Below are 20,401 nucleotides of genomic sequence, written 5' to 3'. Positions count from 1 at the left end.
GTTTCTCTTTTCTTAATAACTTTATGTCTCTGACACAAGTACTGCTAATCTAATAAAATTCTGAAGTAACTCTTTATTTTTCTTTAGATTTATAAAGAAATTTAGTTTGATTAGAGGCAATTTTATTAGGTAATATCTTCATAACAGTATTTCTAGCCTTAACCATTAATCTATTTTGATATTGAGCTATTTTACCGATTTTGCGTGATTTTTTAATCACTTTAGATGTATGATTGACTCTTAATTTATCATAACGTTCTAGTGCTTTAGTAAAATCATATTCTTTTAGACAATTAGCTAATACAATTGCGTCTTCCATTGCTTGGCCTGCACCTTGTCCCATATTTGGAGTTGTAGCATGTGCAGCGTCACCTAATAAAATAGTACGTTCTTTTACAAAGGATTTGAGTGGTTTCATATCATAAATATTGTTTAATATAATACCAGTTTCACTTTGTTTATCTAGAATATGTCTTACTTCATTTGGGTAATGGTTAAAACGCGCTTGTAAATGTGGTTTACCAAATGATTTGTATTTAAGATCATTTTCTTTGGTATTAATTGTTATAAACCAATACGCTTGATTGCCTACAAGAGGAACAATACCTACTCGACCTTTTCTACCCCAAAATTCTTTTGCTACAAATGGATCTTCTAATTGGACATCATCCACTAAACCACGAAAACATGTATAACCTTGATATTGTACTTTACTTTGTTCATCTATAGTATTTCTCACAGTGGAATGAATACCATCTGCACCAATACACAAATCAAATGCTTCACTTTCCTGTTTAATAAAATGTAACGTCACCTTTGAGTTATTATTATCTATTTTAGTTACATTATGATTTAAGTAAATACTGTCAGGTTCAACGTACGATTGAATAATATTAATTAGTTTTTGACGAGATAATGTCACATTAAGTGTATCTTGTTTAAGAAAAGCAGTCATTAATGGATTATTTTGTTCATCAAATGTTTTCATTGCTGTTAAATTTTGACCTGCATTTTTAATACCTTTAGCTAAATCGTGATTATGTAATTTTTTAATCACATTATCGCCAATACCTATCCCAGCACCTATTTCTCTAATAGCGTCGTTCTTTTCATATACTTTAACTTGATGACCTTGTTCTTGTAATAGTGCAGCAGCAGTTAATCCACCAATACCTGCACCGACGATTGCGATTTTCATATGATTCCACCTCATCATTGTGATTCTAATATATTTTATCATATCTCAAACTTTAAAAAAATTCGGTCCTTACAATATAAATTTCAAATTTCACAAAAAAGGAAGTATACTACATCATTACAGATGAATAGTAACTTCCTATCTAACGTTAATCTTTTGTATTTGAAACCGACTATAAGTAAAAATCTTTTCTAACTTTATCTTTTTTTATACCAAATTGTTCGTAATATTTTTTCATAAACTTGGCAATATTATCTGCCCAATGTATATCACTAGCATATTGATTTTGTCCGGGTTCTTGTGGATTCCATCTCATTTGATACAAAGAAATTTGCTGATTTTCAAAATATTGCTTTCTAACAAATTTTGCACCACCTAAAATAGCCTTTCTAGGTGAATTCCAATCTTGCTTTTTAGCATAACTTTTACCAGTATGCACTGCATTTTCATCGAAAGCACCTATACCATAAAAGTTATAATAATGATGTTTACCATCTTTAATGCCATGAGCTAAATCTGATTGTCCATTACCTGTTTCAATAATAGCATGACTGATTAAATAAATAATATTTACTTCGTATTTATCTTGGGCATCTAAAAAGCTTTTTCCTTGTTTTTCTAATATACCTTTACCTTTTAGTATCTTATTTACTTCCGCTTCTGACATAGGAACCTTTTCAGATATGTCCATGTATTTTAGTTTATTGTCACCACGGTGAATTGACATTGCTTTTTTAATATCAGATTCATTCGCCTTTTTAAATTCACCATTTTCTTCTTTTGTATTTAGAACACCTTTATTTTGTTGTCTTGATACTGCTTCATTAAATGAAACACGTTTATCATTGTTAAATAAATTAGTATCGAAAATAATATACAAAATACCAAAAATAATAATTAGTACAATGATAACTAATGTACTCAAGCGGGCTTTACTCATATTTTTCATTTATTCAAAGCTCCTATTTATAACTATTTAGATAATACGAAATAAGCAACGACAATTGCCACGACAACTATAAAGAAAGAAACATTAATAGCAATCTTCATTCCTGTTTTATCTCTGAAGAGTACATTAAATATAACTAAGCTAATAGCTAATGACACTGCAAAAAAAGTAATGGCTAAAACTAATTTCAACATAATTAAAAAGATAATACCTATCACTAATAACACGTTGGATACAATTGCCATTGCTTTTAATATATTAGGATTTATCATACGACACCTCTATTCTTTAAAATAATATTTAATATACATGATACATGATTTTTTAAATTTCTGTCGACATAAAGAAAAGAGATCAGAACATCATAGGAGAATATGCTTATCCTAGATAAAATGTTCTGACCTCAAATGTTAATTAGTCTTCTCGAGACATGCCTTTTAATAAGTTTAGCATGTATGTAAGACTACGATTCATATCATCATCTTTTAATACACCCATTAAGCTTCTAATCGTTGTTTTAGAGTTAGGGCTTGCTTGATTTGCAACATGCATACCTTTATTAAGTTTATTAAGCATTTCACTTAAATCTTTAACATTTAAGTCTCCTAATAAGAATACTAATGATGCCATATTTGAAAGTAATCCTGTATAAATGTCTTTATTAAGTTCAACAGCAAATTTATTAATAATTACTTGTCTACCTTTAATACCACCATTTAATGCATCTAATATTTTCGCTTCATCTAATACTTTAACTAATCGTATGGCTTTTAAGATACTGTCTTTGTTTTCAGATATAGCATCCAATACTTCGTTAAGACTTTCTGCTTTAACTTGTTCGGGTGACTTTTGCATACGTTTGATTTCAGTTATTCTTTCTGCCATTAGTCATTCACCTGATTTCCCGGGAAAACATAGTCCTCACGATCCCATTTTTTATCAACTCTAACACTGTATTGTGGATTACGTTGTTTATCTACACGGAAGTTAGTTGGATTCAATGGTGACTTACCACGTTTAGAAATCACTTCCATGCGAGCGCTAGTTCGTTTATATGATGGTGTATCTGTTTCAGGATCCACATCACTATTCGTAAGTGCATTGATCGCACCCATAGCACCATTTTCAAGGGCGTCATTATTTAATGGAATATAAATTTGTTTGCCGCTCACTCTATCAGTAATATGTGCTAATAAAGTAGCTTCACCTGATTCAGAAATGAATTTTAATTCTGCGCCTTCATGAATACCTCGATCTTTAGCAAGTTCTGGTGAGATTTCAACAAATGCGTTAGGCATTTTATATTTAATCATTTCAGTTTGATACGTCATATTTCCTTCATGGAAATGTTCTAATAATCGACCGTTATTAACGTGAAGGTCATAAACTTCATCTTCTTTAAAGTAATTATCAAACGTTAATGGATAAAGTTTAGCTTTACCATTATCAAAATTAAATCCTTCTAAATAAAGTAATGGTTCATCTGTGCCATCTTCATGAACTGGCCATTGTAAACTATTGAACCCTTCTAAACGCTCATAACTTACACCTGAATATAAAGGTGTTAAACGCGCAATTTCATCCATAATTTCGCTAGGATGTTGATAATTCCAATTAAAACCTAAGCGATTAGCAATAAGTTGGAAAATTTCCCAGTCAGGTTTAGAATCGCCTTTAGGTTCTAAAGCTTTATATAAACGTTGGATACGACGTTCTGTATTTGTGAATGTACCATCTTTTTCTAATGATGGGCTTGCAGGTAGTACAACATCAGCATATGTCGCTGTATATGTTAAAAATTCATCTTGAACTACCATAAAGTCTAATTTTTCGAAAGCTGCTTGAACGAAATTGATATTTGAATCAACGATACCAGTATCTTCACCGTATAAATATAGTGAATTGATTTCACCATTATGAATACCTTCAATCATTTGGTGGTTATCACGACCTGGTTTTTTATTTAATTCTACGCCATATTCTCTTTCGAATTTAGCACGAACATCATCCGCTTCAACACTTTGATAACCTGTAATTTTGTCTGGCATACTACCCATATCACTACAACCTTGAACATTATTATGTCCACGTAATGGATAAGCACCTGTACCTGGTTTACGATAGTTTCCTGTAACTAATAATAAATTAGAAATAGCAGTACTTGAATCACTACCGATATCTTGTTGCGTAATACCCATTGCCCAACAAATAGATACTGATTCAGCTTTGGCTACTTCATTAGCAAATTTAATTAAACGTTCTTTTGGAATACCAGTTGTTTCTTCTGCAAATTCCATAGTGAATGTTGATAATGATTCATAATACTTATCAAAATCATCTACCCATTCATCTAAAAAGTCTTTGTCATGTAAATCATGGTCGATGATATATTTTGTTACTGCACTTAACCAAACTAAGTCAGTTCCTGGTTTAGGTTGATAGAATTCATCAGCACGTTCAGCCATTTCATGTTTTCTAATATCAAACACATGAGATTTTTGGCCAAATAGTTTTTGTGCACGTTTCATACGTGACGCGATAACTGGATGTGCCTCTGCAGTATTTGTACCAATAAGTACAGTCATAGCTGCTTTTTCTAAATCTTCAATACTACCAGAATCTCCGCCGTGTCCAACAGTTCTAAATAACCCTTTTGTTGCTGGTGCTTGGCAATATCTTGAGCAATTATCAACATTGTTTGTACCAATAACTTGTCGTGATAATTTTTGCATTAAATAAGATTCTTCATTAGTTGCCTTAGACGAAGAAATAAATGCTAAATGGTCTGCATTATATTTTTCTTTAATTTTAGTAAAGTTATCAGCGATTACATTTAACGCTTCATCCCACTCTACTTCATGGAATTGTCCATCTTTACGTACTAAAGGTTTAGTTAAACGTTGATCTGAATTAATATGGCCCCATGAGAATTTACCTTTAACACATGATGCCATTTTATTTGCTGGTGAATCGTGTGAAGGTTGTACTTTTAATACTTCTCTATCTTTAGTCCATACTTCAAATGAACATCCAACACCACAATATGTACATACTGTTTTAGTCTTATTGATACGTTCTTTACGCATTTCTGCTTCAGAATCTGAAATGGCAAATAATGGTCCATATCCTGGCTCAGCCTTTTTAGTTAAATCAATCATAGCAGCTAATGAACCTGGCTCTGTATCAGTCATATAACCAGCATTACCTTCCATATTGACTTCCATCATTGCATTACATGGACACACTGTTGCACATTGACCACAAGATACACATGAAGATTCATTAATAGGAACATCATTATCCCAAATTACTCTTGGATGTTCTCTATCCCAATCAATACTAATTGTTTCATTAACTTCTATATCTTGGCATGCCTCTACACAGCGTCCACATAAAATACATTGGTTCGGATCGTAACGATAAAATGGACCATAATCTTTTTCATATGGCTTTTCTTTATATTCATAAGTTTGATGTTGGAGCCCCCACTCATCCATCGTATTATGAATTTCACAATCACCGTTGTTATAGTCACAAACTGTACAATACAGCATATGTTTTTCTAAAATACGATCTAACGCTTCTTTTTGAGAAGCTTGAACATGGTCTGTTGTTGTATTAACTGTCATTGGTCTATCAATTGATGTTCCACATGCTCTTTCAATTTTGCCATCTATTTCTACTGTACAAGTATCACAAGTTTGAATTGGTCCCATTGATTCGTTATAACAAATCGCTGGTACAAATGTATCTCTTGAACGTATGAATTCTAATAAATTGGTACCTGGTTCAACTAAATAATCTGTTCCGTCAAGGGTAACGATTAAATGTTCTTTCATACTTTCACCCCATTATATATTTTTCCGTAATTGCTAACGTCATTTTCTTTTATTCTTATCCAACTACATGCCCCACATATATGAATAGATAGAATCATATTAATTGTATAACTTAAAACATACAATGTTAAGGACTTTTTACATTTTAATATAAAATTAAAGCTTTTGAGAATTGCAAAAAAAGAACAATGGTATTAACTATTAACACCATTGTTCTTTATTAATTGAAATTATGAATTTTTATTACATATTTAGATTTTCTTTTAATAAATTAGCATTTTCTTGAAGAGAGCTATCGCTTGGCACAAAGTAATATAATCCATCGTCTTGTATGCCACCTTGTCCATCTAGTTGATGACGATTAACTGTATCATTTGCATCTTTATATTTACTTCTAATAGTATTCAGTTCACCTAATGATAAATCTGTCTTCACATTTTTTTGGATTTCATTCATTAAAGATGGGAAGTGTGCAATAGAAGATGCGCTAGTCATTTTATTTGCCATAGCTTCTAATATCAGTTGCTGACGTTCTTGACGTCCGAAGTCACCACCAGCACCTTCTTCTTTACGACTTCGAATAAAGCTCATTGCTTCTTTTCCATTTACGTGTGTTTTCTTTCCTTTTTCAAAATGAACGCCATTAGTTGTAAAAGTATCATTGCTGACAACATCTATACCGCCAAGTGTATCAATCATATCATGTAATCCGTCCATATCAATGGTTGCATAATGATCAATAGGTACATTCATTAATTTTTCTAATGAATTGATAGACATACTAGGCCCACCATAAGCATAAGCGTGCGCTATTTTCTCTGTTGTACCCTTTCCTACAATTTTAGCTTGTGTATCTCTAGGAACACTAACTATTTCAGTTTTTTTCTTTTCTGGGTTAATTGATAATATCATAATCGTATCACTACGAGAGCCGCCACCCTGTGCCTTACGTTCAGCATCTGAATCTACACCAAATAGTGCAATCGTAAATGGATCACCATTTTTTAAATTAACCTTTCCATCTCTCAAGTGAGAATGGTCTCTATCTAAAGGATTATGTATTTTATCGCCAGTGATAAAAATTTTAGCAACGACATAAATCACTGCTACTAAGGCTAAAATAAATAAAATTCCAATAAACCAAACTAAAATTTTTGCGGGTAGACTCATTTTATTTTTTTCTGATCTGCGCACACCCATCACTCCTTTTCCTTAACTGTGTCACATACTACATACCTTAATTATTATATAATAGAAAATTAATTTTACTATACTTCTAAAGTCTTATTATACAAAAATTAATTTAAAAGAATAATCTAAGTGTCAAATATGGACATCATATAGTGATGAGGCAATATATTTATAATATTACTTTCCGTATCCAGAACCACTATTTAAAATTTCAAGGACTTCTTTATAACATCCTTCATTACTTATAATAAATGGCGCTGCAGTTGATAAGTCTATTTGTTTGCCATCCAATGAACTCATTTTTAAACCAAGTTCTTTTGCAAATAAGAATTGAGCTGCGATATCCCAAGGTTTAGGATTAGTATTGATATGTGCACCAAATTGACCTTTAATCACTCTTAATGAATCTAAACCACATGATCCTATAATTCTATGTCCAAAGGATGCCTCATATAATTCATGCATTGTTTCATCATTCAACACTTGTGTATTAAATGATAGAATGGCATCTTTTATATCTATGATTGGCGGGGCTAATAATATTTGGTTATTATCATATGCACCTTTATTTTCAATCGCTTTATATAAATGTCCATGTGGATAATCATAGATATATGATAATTTAGGTTCTCCATCTACGAAATAACCTAGAATTATACAATAATCTTCTTGCTGTTTAACTAAATTCGCTGTACCATCTATAGGATCCATAATCCATACATGGCCTTGCCTAGGATCAATCCCTTCATTGCTCTTTTCTTCAGCAAATAATTGATGGTCTGGTAAGTGTTTACTTAAAAATTGTTGAAATTCATTTTGGATTTGCTGATCAACATTCGTCACTAAATCAAATCGATTTAATTTTGTTTCAGTATGCATATCAAAAATTAATTTAGGGATAATATTGTCTATATTTTCTAACCATTCTGTAACCATTTGATCTATATCATTTAGTTGATAATTAGTCATCTATAACACCTCTTTATTTTTTTCTATTTATCATTGTATGTTCAAATTTTATTTAAAAACTATAATTCATTAAAATCTACTCTAACACAGTCATAATATATTGTACTTAAAAATTTTAGTCCTACATTAACATTATTGACATAAAAAAAATCGGCTAGTCTTATGCTAGCCGACAAATAGAAAGGAAAGTAAGTAATAAATATTGAAGATGTTTTAGTGTAACTCGAACGATTATCAGCTACCTGTTATATAGCTCTACCCCTTTGTTAATCGCTCCCCCTGTTACAAATAATATATTAACATAAACGTTTTTCATTTGTAAGCGTTTTCTAAAATTTTTTTGAGATATTTTCACTTTTTATTTCTAAAATAAGCTACAAATGTCATCATTGTCGCTTATATGATATAATTATTGTAATATGTAATGTTTATTGGAGGTGACTTTCATTGAATAAATTAGAACGTCAAAATCGACTGATACAAGAAATTCAGCAAAGTAATAAGATTACTGCTTCTGAATTAGCAAAAAGATTTAAAGTTTCAAAACGTACAATTCTTAGAGATATTGATGATTTAGAAAATCAAGGTGTACAAATACATGCATCACATGGCAGTCAAGGCGGCTATAAAATTCAAGAATCACAATCAAAAATTGCGCTAACTTTAACAGATGCTCAACTTTCTGCATTATTTCTTACTTTAAATGAAAGTCAATCTTATTCAACTTTGCCCTATGCGAAAGAAATTCAGGCTATTTTGAAACAATGTTTAAGTTTACCGCAAACACGTATACGCAAATTATTAAAAAAGATGGACTATTATATAAAATTTGAAGACACTACTCAGGTTACATTACCCAATATTTTTTCTGATATTTTAATATACTGTTCTGAGCGTAAAGTGATGCTAGTAGATTTTTACGAAGAAGATCGAACTGTTGCTGAAAATGTAATCTTTATTGGATTGTTGTGTAAAGATGGTCAATGGCATGCTATCGTATTCGAAATTGGCTTAGGTTCCACTAGAGAACTTTTAATAAGAGATATACAAGACATTTCTTATTCATTTGAAAAAACAATTAAAACACAAGATATAACAATTGATAACTATCAGCAATTTTTATCAGACCCCACCAGAAATATAAAGAACCACTCCTAATTCATTAGGCTAGTGGTTCTTATGCACTAGCTATAGCTAGTGTAATCCTTTATTTCACTCCTAATTCATTAGAGGTACTTGCACTTTAGTGCTTAGTAACTCTTATGCATGAACTCTTTAGTTCATGCGAACCTTCTGTTCTTAATAGCTTATTGCTATTAAGTAAGTCATACTAATTTGTTACACAAAAAGTATGACTTTAAATGATTTCTATAACTATCTCACTAGGCGACAATATACATATAGCCTGTGACATCTTTCAAGTCACAGGCTATACTTCGTTTTACTAATAAATAATAAATAACGTCCATATAAATGATATAAGATTATTTAATATGTGAATGGTCATTGAGGCCGCTAAATTTCTTTTAGCTTTTAAATAACTAACTACCAATATAATAGCTAATATAAAATATGCCCCAAATTCAAATGGTGATTTCGCGCCACTAACATGTAATAAAGTAAAGGTTACTGCTGAAATAATCCCCATAAAAATAAAATTAAACTTCTTACCTAATTCTCCGATAAGGATATGCCTAAACACTAATTCTTCAACAATAGGCGCAACAATGACTATTAAGAGAAATGCTATAGGTAAAAATAAAGGTGTTTTGAATAATTGATTGAGCGCTAATTCATTTTGCGTTTCACTATACTGTAATGATTTTGGTAAAAATTGCATCAACCACTCATAAAGCGATGATGCCCCAAGCGCTATAAGTAACATAAAAATTAAGAATATCCAATGCTTTTTAACATAATTAATTCCATTACTAAATCGTTTGGGAAATGATTTTATATGCATTAAATAAAAGCTTAAAATTGCAATAATATAACTCATCACTTGTGCAACAGTCGCCATCATTGACTGCATTAATTTATCTGGGTGAGTATAATGTGTATTTAATATCCCAAAACCTACCATCGAAAATATCAATAACACAATATAGATAATTGGTATTAATAACAAATCTCTCCACGCAATATCTTTAAAACGATATCCTTTGTTCGAAAGTTTCATATTATGTATCCTTTCTTTTTATCTTTATATCTAAACGGAGGCTTTATGAATTCGCAAGAAACATTTACCCACATAGAATTAAAATTAACTCAACTCATTATGATAACTGAAAAGTTAAAGTATTATATACTTTTTAATCATAACAAATTCGAGACTACATTAAACGAATTTACCACTTTACTCATTGAAGAATCTCACTGGATTACCTCACAATTATCAGATCAATTTAAATCCACTGATCTAAATTTAAACAATTATAAAAATTTAATCACCTTTTTCAACGAACATCCTTTTAACATTACAAAAAATGGAGACAGTTGCCAAACCATCAATCATTATCAATTAATGATTTTCGACAGTTTAACTTATTATAAATCTTATACCTATTAAAAACTTCTTTCTCTACAATATTCAATGAATACACATTAACCTCTAAACAACTATTTATTTTAATTTTTATTGTTTTTTAATTTTTTTGTAAAAGTTTTATACTTTATTCTAATATGCAAATTGTAAATTAATAATATTAGCGTTATAATCGGATATGATTAAGCAATTATTTGAGGAGGATGATCATGCTTGGTTTCTCGGTATCTATAGGACAAAGATTGAATGAATCTTATATTCTATCAATGGTATCTCAGGGATACGATACCATTTTTACTTCCCTTCAAATACCAGAAGAAGATGATCAATTTAAACTGTCGCATTTGGGAGAATTGTGCCAGTTATTATCGCAATATTCAATCACTTTTATTATTGATGTAAATCCTTCTTTACTTAATCACCACTTTTACAGTTTATTAGATCAATTCTCAAACGGGGAATTTGTTATTAGAATTGATGATCAACTTAATGTGAATCTTATTCTTGATATTCAAAAAAGAGGATATCAATGTTGTATTAACGCTAGTACAATAACGCATCATATATTATCTACTATTTATAGTAATCCAAATATTCGAACACTTGTTTATTGTCATAATTATTATCCTAGACCCGATACAGGATTAAGTTTGTCATCACTTCAACAGCAAAATAATCTTATTCATTTATTCGATCCAAATGCTAAGATATTTGCCTTTATTCCTGGAACAAACTTAAGAGGTCCTCTATACAAAGGCTTACCTACAATAGAAAATCATAGGCATGAACATGCTTTTCAAGCTGTACATGAACTACAGCTAACTGGTATTAATACTATCGTTATTGCTGACAATGGTTTTGAAATCAATTTAGCTAAACAACTTTATCAAATATTTGTTCAACATCACTTTGTATTGCATATCAATAATGTCGAAAATAATGATAATCATTTATTAAATCTATTATATGCAAAACACCATGTAAGAATTGATTCGCCCGAACATGTCTTACGTTCTCAAACATCTAGATTAATGGTGAATCAGAAAATTACACCTATTGGTATCGAACAACGTTTGCCTGGAGATATTACTATCGATAACCACCTCAATGGTCGTTATGAAGGTGAACTTCAAATTATTAAAACATCTCTTCCAGGACATTCAAATATCAATCGTCTTGCACGTATTTGTAAACAAGATCTTCCTTTTCTTAAAATCATGCAGCCAGGCGATACTTTTGAATTTATATGTTTAAAGGAGACATAAGCATTGAATGATTTAACAACTGAATCACGTAACGCACAAACAATGCATTTAGATGAAATGTCAATTCAAGATGCACTTAAAACAATGAATCAAGAGGATCAATTAGTTCCTAAAGCTATAGAATCTATTATTCCAAAGTTAACAAACGTTATTAATGAGTCAATTGCAAAATTTAGTCAGCACGGTAGATTGATATACATTGGTGCAGGAACAAGCGGTAGATTAGGTGTACTAGATGCTGCTGAATGTGTACCCACTTTTAACACTTCACCAAATGAAGTAATAGGTATTATTGCTGGAGGCCCTAAAGCGATGACAAAAGCTGTTGAAGGTGCCGAAGATAATGAAGCGCTAGGTCAAAAAGATTTAGAGAATATTGGTTTAACTGAAAATGATATGGTTATAGGTATTTCTGCAAGTGGGCGCACACCTTATGTTAAAGGTGCTTTAACTTATGCTAACAAAGTGGGTGCTACTAGTGTTTCAATCTCATGTAATACAGACAGTAAAATGAGTAAAGTAGCGCAATATGCATTAGAAATACCTGTAGGTCCGGAAGTACTAACAGGATCAACACGTTTAAAATCAGGAACGGCACAAAAACTCGTTCTCAATATGATTTCTACAATGACAATGATAGGTGTTGGCAAAGTTTATGATAATTTAATGGTAGATTTAAAACCAACCAATCAGAAATTAATTCACCGTTCAATACGCATCATTAAAGAAATATGTGATTTAAATGACGAAGAAGCAAAGTTACTCTATGAAAAAGCCGATAAAGATATTAAAACTGCAATTGTCATGAATTTAAGTGACATAACCAAAGATGAAGCACAACAAAAATTACTACAACATAATGGAGTGATTAAGCAAGCCATCAAAGGTTAAAGGAGGCTAATTCCATGAGTAAAGAAGAACGACTTGCTCAAGAAATTATAAAAGCTGTAGGTGGCATCGAAAATATACAGCGAATAATGCATTGTATGACTAGAGTTCGATTAACTATCAATGATTCAAGTATTGTAAATTACGATAAACTACATCAAATTGAAGGTGTCATGGGGATTGTCGAAGATGATCATCTTCAAATTATTGTTGGTCCAGGTATTGTTAATAAGGTCGCTAATAAAATGGCTGAATACAGTCATGTACCATTGGGTGAAGACATCAATCATTCTGAAAATCAAAGCTATAAATCACAAGCTGAACAACTTGCTAACGAAAATAAAAAGCATTATCAAAATTCAAGAAAGCAAAGTAAATGGCAACGTATTTTAAAGTCCATTTCTAACATCTTTATCCCCTTAATTCCGGCATTTATAGGGGCAGGTTTAATCGGTGGTATAGCTGCAGTATTAAACAATATGTTAACTGCGCACATGATATCTGGAGATTTCATGAAACAACTTGTTACCGTATTAAATGTTATTAAAGACGGTATGTTAGCTTACTTAGCCATTTTCACTGGGATTAATAGCGCTAAAGTATTCGGTGCTACACCAGGTTTAGGTGGAGTTATAGGAGGTACAACATTATTAACAGGTCTAACCGATGAAAATCCTATAAAAAATATTTTCACAGGAGAACCTCTTGTTGCTGGTCAAGGTGGAATTATAGGTGTTATATTTGCCGTTTGGATCTTAAGTATCATTGAGAAGAAACTACATAAATCAGTACCAGAATCAATAGATATTATTATCACACCCACCCTATCACTACTTACCATTGGTTTATTGACGATATTTATAATCATGCCAATTGCTGGTTTTATATCAGATGGTTTAGTGCATGTTGTGAATTGGGTGATTGACGTTGGTGGTATCTTTAGCGGATTTATTATTGGTGCCTTTTTCCTTCCATTAGTCATGTTAGGACTTCATCACGTTTTTACACCAATCCATATCGAGCTTATTAATAGTACTGGCGCAACCTATTTACTACCTATCGCTGCAATGTCTGGTGCTGGTCAAGTTGGTGCTGCCCTTGCTTTATGGGTACGCTGTCGTCATAATCAACCACTTAGAAATACTTTAAAAGGCGCATTACCCGTAGGTTTCTTAGGTATAGGGGAACCATTGATTTATGGTGTAACGTTGCCACTCGGTAGACCTTTTTTCACTGCATGTCTTGGTGGCGGTATTGGCGGTGCTGTTATTGGAGGAATTGGTCATATAGGCGCTAAAGCTGTTGGACCTAGTGGCTTATCTTTATTACCTTTAATCTCAGACAATATGTATCTAGGTTATATTGCTGGTTTAATTTCAGCATATATAGGTGGCTTTATCATGACATTTTTATTTGGAACTACAAAAAAAATGAGAAACTCTAACAAACTGGGTGATTAAAATGACGAACATTTTATATGAAATAGATAACCAGTATCCCTATTTAACAAAAAACGAGAAAAAAATAGCAAATTATATTCAAAATGCACCACACGAAGTCATAAAGATGAATTCTCAAGATCTTGCACAAGAACTTGATACGAGTCCATCATCTATTATCCGATTTAGTAAAAAATTGGTAGATGGTGGTTTTCAAGAATTAAAAATCGAACTATCAAAGTACATGCCTAAAGAAACAACTGTTTATAATGTTGAATTAGTTGATAATGAAAGCACCTCATCACTTAAAAAGAAGATGCTTGCTCGTGCAAATGGTGCATTAACTAAAGCAAATAATAATCTGAACGATAAAACCGTAGATCTCATTTGCGATCAATTCAAACATTCTAATAGAATATTCATTTATGGATATGGTGCATCTTTTGTCGTAGCGACCGACTTATATCAAAAGCTTTCACGGATTGGTATGAATGCACAACTTGCACAAGAAACACATATTTTCACTACGATGCTTGCTTCTTGTGATAGTCGAGATTGCGTTATTTTTATCACAAACAATGGAACACAAAGTGAAATGCAATCTATTGCTAAAGTAGTTGAAGATTATCATATTCCAATTGTGACAATAACTAGTTCACCCAACAATACCATTTCTCAAATGTCAGATATCGTACTAGATTATGGTGAAACTGATGAAAATGAAATGCGCATGGGCGCTACAACATCTTTACTAGCACAAATGTTTACGATTGATGTTCTTTATTATCGATATATTGCTTTAAACTATCAATCTTCTTTAGACTTTATTACACAATCTAAAATTGCATTAGATAATTATAGAAAGCATCTTTCTAATATTGACTTTAAGCATTAATTAAATAGGATTAAGTTTAGACTAAATTATTGTCTAAGCTCAATCCTATTGTTAATTATATACATTTCAAATATAGAAAAGCAGCACTAACGCAAGTTTAATGACGTTAATGCTGCTTTTTAAATTGATTTTATTTTAATGTATTATCTTTTTTTAACTTTTTCTCTGCTTTATTATATCTAATAAAGTAATAAATAGTTACAGCAGTTAAGAATACGATACCAATTACTACTGATACTACAGTTTCTTTATTAAATAACATACCGATTAAAACAATAATTAGAAACGCTATTGTTAAGTAACTTGCAACTATACCACCTGGCATTTTAAATGGATGGTTTTTAGTTTCACCAGGATGTAATTTTCTAAAACGAATATGACTGATTAAAATCATAAACCAAGGAATCATACCAGGTAAAATTGAAGCACTATACACATATACAAATATACTATCTGCACCTTTAATAAACAGTGGTAAAATAACGTTTAATAAAGCTCCAATTAAGATTCCTATAGAAATTGCTAATACCGTATAAATTGGTACACCATTTTTCATAACTTTAGTAAAAATCTTAGGTAGTTGACCTTTACGTGCTAATGTATAAATCATACGACTCGCACTAAAGATTCCTGAGTTACAACCAGACATTGCTGCTGTTAATACTACAAAGTTAATTAAACCAGCTGCGAATGTGATACCGACTTTAGCAAATGTTGCTACAAACGGACTTCCGATGCTTCCTAACTCATCCCATGGATAAACTGTAACGATAACAAAGATGGCACCAAGATAAAAAATAAGTATACGCCAGATAACACCGTTAACTGCTTTTACAATATTTTTATGTGGATCTTTAGTTTCACCTGCTGAAATACCAATTAATTCAACACCTTGATATGAACCTATAACGATTGATAGTGCAAAGAAGAAACCGACTATACCATTTGGCATAAATCCACCATGTGACCATAAGTTAGAAAAACCAACTGGATGTCCACCATTACCTAAGCCAAATAATATTAAACCAAAACCTGCTATAATCATTAAAACAATTGTTATAACTTTAATTAAAGCGAACCAAAATTCAAATTCTCCAAAGGCTTTTACTGATACTAAGTTAGCAGCTGCTAATAATAAAATAGCTATAACCCCTGGAATCCATTGAGGTAAATTCGGGAACCAATAATTCATATATTCTCCGACAGCTATAACTTCACTCATACCTACGACTACCCACTGGAATATATTACTCCATGCTGTCATATATCCAGCTGCTGGGTGTATGTAATCACTAGCAAATGTAGCAAAAGAACCAGTTGTTGGATTAATATAAATCATTTCTCCCATAGCACGCATGATTAAAAATAAAAATATACCCGCAATTAAATACGCAAATATTACTGACGGTCCTGTCCATTTGATTGTACTTGTTGCTCCCATAAACAAGCCAACACCAATCGTACCGCCTAGTGCAATCATCTGCATTTGACGTGCACTTAATCCCCTTTGTAATTCGTTATTCTCCATGTTAATAACACACCTCTTTTTTACTAGGATAAAATAATAATAAACTTATTGACGCAATTATACTATAAAATGACAAAATTGAAACAATATTTTAACAATTTATTGAAATCGCTTACAAAACTATTATGACAGTCTTTTGCAAACCCGCAATTTTACTGGATTTGCAATAATTAATTAATTTCAACTTTTTTAAAAATTTCTTTAAAGAGATTTACTTTATGGTTCATTTTAGGTTTATGATATACTTTTCATATATTTATTAAGGAGTACATTATGAGTAAAACATTAATTCAAAAAGCATTAAAAATATCAATCATATTTTTAATTATCTTTTTCTTACTCAATTATTTTTCTGTTAAAAACCCAAATCTACTACCATTAATTGGTAAGTCACTACTGGCAGCAATTGTTTTCTTTATCATATATGTAGTTGCGTTTACCATTTTAAATTCTCCTGAGAGAAAAATGAAATTTGGAACTACTTTGCCAATAGCCATTATTATTGGATTAATTATTGGTGCCATGATTTCACATATAAAAATAGGCGTTTTAATAGGGATTATAGTGGGTATTATCGCAGGATTTATTTGGGAATATATTGAAAATAGGAACGGAGGACAAAGTTAATGTCTGTCATTATTGGCGTAATTATTCTTATCTTATTAATTATTAGTTTAATACCAAATTATAACGCTTTAAAATTAGCTAAGTCTCAAGGTCAAAAAACCACTCGTTTTGCTATTATGGTTGGTATTGATGCGATATTAATTGTATTGATTTTAGTTACCTTGTTATTAAAAATTATGTAATGAAATATTTTAATCAGTAAAAATCCGCTTCAAACTGAGTAAGATCTACTCATAATTGAAGCGGATTTTTTATAATCTACCTTGTAATAATAAGAAATATCCAATTGTAGCTAATATTAAATATATCATCGTACCAACAAAAAAAGATCGCACATGTATGTGTAAAGGAATACGTTTATTAAACATAGGACCTAATATCAAGTTTCCAATACCGATAATGATAGGTCCAGCTATGAAAAACAGGATAGTATAAAACATACCATACCTCCTATTTACGACTAAAGAAGCGCTGAACAATATTATCGAAATCAATATCTTTAGCTACATAATTAACAGTAGAAAAGTCTTGTTCTTCAGTCATAACATTTGTATTTACAATAACATCCAAACCGGCACTATTTGCAGCCGTTGCACCATTTACTGAATCCTCAATCGCTAAGCAGTTTGTCGGATTATAATTTAGTTGTTGTACTGCTGTTAAATAAGGTTCAGGATTGGGCTTAACATTTTCAACATCTTCTCTACCTACTATCACTTCTATATATTTATCTAAACCTAGTTTATGAAATGTAGGTAATATATCTTCTCTATGACTACTAGTCGCAATTGCCATCGGTATATGGCGTTGCTTTAAATATTCCATTAATTGTTGAATTGTTTCTATTATTGGTAAATGTCCACTTGTATCATTATGTTCTTTATAAATAGCTGCTTTTTTCTCTGGGCCAATAAGTGCTTCAAGATAATTATGAAGTTCAGTTGCTGCCCCACCTATTGATCTTCTATAAAATTCTAAAGTAATTGGTGATTCATTATGTTTAGTTAAATGTTTATTAATGACATCAAAAAGATGTTTTTCTGTATCGATTATAGTTCCATCAAAATCAAAAACAACTGCTCTATACATATGCGTACTCCTTTATCTTTTTATAATAAAAATTAAATCTCAATGTCTCATATTTTAACATAATCTAGATACTATCTTAGTTAAAAATGGGATTTAATCTTCAGATAAATGAGTCAATTAAATATCTTTACTTCTAGAAGACCAATATTTTGCAAGAATAGGTCCTGAAATATTATGAACTAAGCTAAATACAGCCCCTGGCACAGCAGCTAAAGGACTAAAATGAACTGTTGCAAGTGATACTGCTAAACCAGAATTTTGCATACCTACTTCTATCGCTACGGCTTTTTTATCTTTATAATCCATTCGGAATACTTTAGCTAATACATAACCGATTGTATAACCAAGAATATTGTGTAAGATAACAACTACAAAAATTAACAATCCTGTTTTCAAAATTTGTGTTTTACTAGCTGCGACTACAGCTGCCAAAATAAGAGAAATGGCAATAACAGAAATTAATGGTAATGCTGTAGCTGTCTTTTGAGCAAAACGTCTTGCTACCTTTTGGAATACAAATCCTATAATAATTGGTATCAATACTACTTGAACGACTGACCATAACATACTAGCAAATGAGACCTTCAACCATTCATGTGCAAAAATATAGATTAATGCTGGTGTAACAAAAGGCGCAATTAAAGTTGAGACACTCGTTATCGCTACAGATAATGCTACATTTGCTTTAGCTAAATAACTCATTACATTACTAGATGTTCCACCTGGACAGCATCCAACTAAAATCACACCTATGGCAATTTCAGGAGGTAATTGAAAGCCTTTAGCAATAAGAAATGCTAAGGTAGGCATAATCGTAAACTGTAAAATAACGCCAATAATGACAGGTTTTGGTGATTGTAAAACAATTTTAAAGTCTTTAGGATCTATAGTCATCCCCATTCCTAACATAACAATCCCAAGCAAGTATGGTACGAAACCACCTAATATTGAGATGTGTGAAGGAAAAATAAATCCAAGCACAGCAGCAAATAACATCCAAAATATAAATGTTTTTGTCGCAAATTGACTGATTCGATTTAACATATAAACACACCCTTAATAGTTAATAATGACAAATATTATCATAACTATTTATAATGGACAATGTTATTTTCAGAATTTTCTTATATTTTAAGTTATTTACGGTCCCTGTAATTAGATTTTAATAAAGTCCTTTAATCCATGATACTCATAGTATTGGCTAATGAAATATTCTTTTTTACTAGTCTTCATTCAAAAGTCCTAGTGAATATCAAAAAGAAGCATGGTACAATCATTTTAAAGCAACAAAAACTATTACCCTACTTAACAATAAATTTCTAAACCATGAATGTTAGCAATCGGGAGGCATAACATGTTGATAGACAAATTTGAAACTTACATTATAAATATCGCAGATTTAAAATCTCGATCATCTCGCAAAACATTATCAAAGCTATGTAAGCAGATTAAATTTTGCGAATCCTTTCAATATCAAATATTTAAACAACAAGGTATGTATGCTTTAGAAGTGAGCTTACCAAAACAACAATTACCTTATTTTATTAGCTTTTTAAGTTTTCATAATTTCACTATTTATCAAATATTATCACCAAAACAACTTGATGAACTACTTGATTCAGATCATTTATATCAATCAGCTAAACGATTTGAACTATCTATTGACGGATTACAAGATGCTTTTATTAAAGACAAAGTGATAGATATAATGAATATGTTTATGAATCATTATGATATTAGTTATACATTAAATAAAAATTGTGCAAGTATCATTTGTCCACCTGAAGTTTTTTCTAAATTATTACATACAGTAGCAACACGTAATATAGATATCCTATCAGCTGGTTATAAATCTAAAATGATTCATAAAGCTAGAATTTCCTAATTCAATTAACTATAAAAGAGTCCGGGACATAAAGTTCTTGGATAAGTGAAAAAAAGACAATTTCTATTGAAATAATATAGAAATTGTCTTTTTT

At 31.1% G+C, this 20,401-nt stretch carries 21 protein-coding genes; 9 read left to right on the top strand and 12 right to left on the bottom strand.

The window, feature by feature from the left end:
• Positions 1 to 73 precede the first annotated feature (73 nt).
• From Q4528_RS08970 to Q4528_RS08940, 7 genes are all read right to left on the bottom strand, one after another.
• Positions 74 to 1,198 (bottom strand): FAD-dependent monooxygenase, encoded by a 1,125-nt coding sequence (locus Q4528_RS08970; protein ID WP_029055829.1) that lies wholly within the window; start codon positions 1,196 to 1,198, stop codon positions 74 to 76.
• Between the two features lie 172 nt (positions 1,199 to 1,370).
• On the bottom strand, positions 1,371 to 2,147 hold the full coding sequence (locus tag Q4528_RS08965; RefSeq protein WP_046467130.1) for an N-acetylglucosaminidase: 777 nt from the start codon (positions 2,145 to 2,147) through the stop codon (positions 1,371 to 1,373).
• 23 nt (positions 2,148 to 2,170) lie between these two features.
• Positions 2,171 to 2,419: a hypothetical protein gene (locus tag Q4528_RS08960; protein ID WP_017636451.1), complete on the bottom strand. Its 249-nt coding sequence runs from the start codon at positions 2,417 to 2,419 to the stop codon at positions 2,171 to 2,173.
• Positions 2,420 to 2,561: 142 nt separating this feature from the next.
• Positions 2,562 to 3,032 (bottom strand): helical membrane plugin domain-containing protein, encoded by a 471-nt coding sequence (locus tag Q4528_RS08955; RefSeq protein WP_017636452.1) that lies wholly within the window; start codon positions 3,030 to 3,032, stop codon positions 2,562 to 2,564.
• Positions 3,032 to 5,986, bottom strand: coding sequence for a formate dehydrogenase subunit alpha (fdhF, locus tag Q4528_RS08950; RefSeq protein ID WP_072291829.1), 2,955 nt, complete (start codon positions 5,984 to 5,986; stop codon positions 3,032 to 3,034). Before fdhF ends, Q4528_RS08955 begins: the two co-directional genes overlap by 1 nt.
• A 243-nt stretch (positions 5,987 to 6,229) precedes the next feature.
• Positions 6,230 to 7,180, bottom strand: a complete 951-nt coding sequence (locus Q4528_RS08945; RefSeq protein WP_029055824.1) for an LCP family glycopolymer transferase — start codon at positions 7,178 to 7,180, stop codon at positions 6,230 to 6,232.
• Between the two features lie 174 nt (positions 7,181 to 7,354).
• Complete coding sequence (locus Q4528_RS08940) at positions 7,355 to 8,146, bottom strand: inositol monophosphatase family protein (RefSeq protein WP_046467128.1); 792 nt, start codon at positions 8,144 to 8,146, stop codon at positions 7,355 to 7,357.
• A gap of 447 nt (positions 8,147 to 8,593) precedes the next feature.
• Here Q4528_RS08940 and Q4528_RS08935 point away from each other — a divergent pair, with 447 nt between their 5' ends.
• Complete coding sequence (locus tag Q4528_RS08935; protein WP_046467127.1) at positions 8,594 to 9,304, top strand: helix-turn-helix transcriptional regulator; 711 nt, start codon at positions 8,594 to 8,596, stop codon at positions 9,302 to 9,304.
• A 286-nt stretch (positions 9,305 to 9,590) separates the two neighbouring features.
• Here the strand turns inward: Q4528_RS08935 and Q4528_RS08930 are convergent, their stop codons facing one another.
• A complete protein-coding gene (locus Q4528_RS08930) occupies positions 9,591 to 10,325 on the bottom strand; it encodes a CPBP family intramembrane glutamic endopeptidase (protein WP_046467126.1) in 735 nt (244 codons plus the stop codon).
• 45 nt (positions 10,326 to 10,370) lie between these two features.
• Between Q4528_RS08930 and Q4528_RS08925 the strand changes: the two genes are divergently transcribed.
• The 5 genes from Q4528_RS08925 (at position 10,371) to Q4528_RS08905 (ending at position 15,178) form a co-directional block, all read left to right on the top strand.
• A complete protein-coding gene (locus Q4528_RS08925; RefSeq protein ID WP_046467125.1) occupies positions 10,371 to 10,715 on the top strand; it encodes a hypothetical protein in 345 nt (114 codons plus the stop codon).
• A gap of 185 nt (positions 10,716 to 10,900) precedes the next feature.
• Entirely contained in the window at positions 10,901 to 11,956 is a 1,056-nt protein-coding gene (locus tag Q4528_RS08920; protein WP_046467124.1) for a MupG family TIM beta-alpha barrel fold protein, read from the top strand.
• 3 nt (positions 11,957 to 11,959) lie between these two features.
• Positions 11,960 to 12,847: an N-acetylmuramic acid 6-phosphate etherase gene (murQ, locus tag Q4528_RS08915; RefSeq protein ID WP_017636460.1), complete on the top strand. Its 888-nt coding sequence runs from the start codon at positions 11,960 to 11,962 to the stop codon at positions 12,845 to 12,847.
• A gap of 14 nt (positions 12,848 to 12,861) precedes the next feature.
• Complete coding sequence (locus Q4528_RS08910; RefSeq protein ID WP_017636461.1) at positions 12,862 to 14,304, top strand: PTS transporter subunit EIIC; 1,443 nt, start codon at positions 12,862 to 12,864, stop codon at positions 14,302 to 14,304.
• 1 nt (position 14,305) lies between these two features.
• Positions 14,306 to 15,178 carry a MurR/RpiR family transcriptional regulator gene (locus tag Q4528_RS08905; RefSeq protein WP_303521286.1) on the top strand — a complete coding sequence of 291 codons (873 nt, stop codon included), beginning with the start codon at positions 14,306 to 14,308 and terminating at the stop codon, positions 15,176 to 15,178.
• Between the two features lie 130 nt (positions 15,179 to 15,308).
• Here Q4528_RS08905 and Q4528_RS08900 read toward each other — a convergent pair whose 3' ends face one another.
• Positions 15,309 to 16,706: an amino acid permease gene (locus Q4528_RS08900; RefSeq protein WP_046467122.1), complete on the bottom strand. Its 1,398-nt coding sequence runs from the start codon at positions 16,704 to 16,706 to the stop codon at positions 15,309 to 15,311.
• 273 nt (positions 16,707 to 16,979) lie between these two features.
• On the opposite strand from Q4528_RS08900, the gene Q4528_RS08895 reads away from it, so the two are divergent.
• Both Q4528_RS08895 and Q4528_RS08890 read left to right on the top strand, forming a co-directional pair.
• Positions 16,980 to 17,333: a hypothetical protein gene (locus Q4528_RS08895; RefSeq protein ID WP_046467121.1), complete on the top strand. Its 354-nt coding sequence runs from the start codon at positions 16,980 to 16,982 to the stop codon at positions 17,331 to 17,333.
• Complete coding sequence (locus Q4528_RS08890; RefSeq protein WP_017636465.1) at positions 17,333 to 17,515, top strand: hypothetical protein; 183 nt, start codon at positions 17,333 to 17,335, stop codon at positions 17,513 to 17,515. Before Q4528_RS08895 ends, Q4528_RS08890 begins: the two co-directional genes overlap by 1 nt.
• A gap of 69 nt (positions 17,516 to 17,584) precedes the next feature.
• Here the strand turns inward: Q4528_RS08890 and Q4528_RS08885 are convergent, their stop codons facing one another.
• The 3 genes from Q4528_RS08885 to Q4528_RS08875 form a co-directional block, all read right to left on the bottom strand.
• A complete protein-coding gene (locus tag Q4528_RS08885) occupies positions 17,585 to 17,773 on the bottom strand; it encodes a hypothetical protein (protein WP_046467120.1) in 189 nt (62 codons plus the stop codon).
• Between the two features lie 10 nt (positions 17,774 to 17,783).
• On the bottom strand, positions 17,784 to 18,422 hold the full coding sequence (locus tag Q4528_RS08880; protein ID WP_029055817.1) for an HAD family hydrolase: 639 nt from the start codon (positions 18,420 to 18,422) through the stop codon (positions 17,784 to 17,786).
• A gap of 117 nt (positions 18,423 to 18,539) precedes the next feature.
• Positions 18,540 to 19,466: a bile acid:sodium symporter family protein gene (locus Q4528_RS08875; RefSeq protein WP_046467119.1), complete on the bottom strand. Its 927-nt coding sequence runs from the start codon at positions 19,464 to 19,466 to the stop codon at positions 18,540 to 18,542.
• A 310-nt stretch (positions 19,467 to 19,776) separates the two neighbouring features.
• Here Q4528_RS08875 and Q4528_RS08870 point away from each other — a divergent pair, with 310 nt between their 5' ends.
• Positions 19,777 to 20,307: a hypothetical protein gene (locus Q4528_RS08870; protein WP_046467118.1), complete on the top strand. Its 531-nt coding sequence runs from the start codon at positions 19,777 to 19,779 to the stop codon at positions 20,305 to 20,307.
• Positions 20,308 to 20,401: the final 94 nt, after the last annotated feature.

It is taken from the genome of Staphylococcus pasteuri (genome assembly GCF_030547725.1).
Lineage (GTDB): Bacteria > Bacillota > Bacilli > Staphylococcales > Staphylococcaceae > Staphylococcus > Staphylococcus pasteuri.
This window is presented reverse-complemented; position numbering and strand designations above follow the sequence as displayed.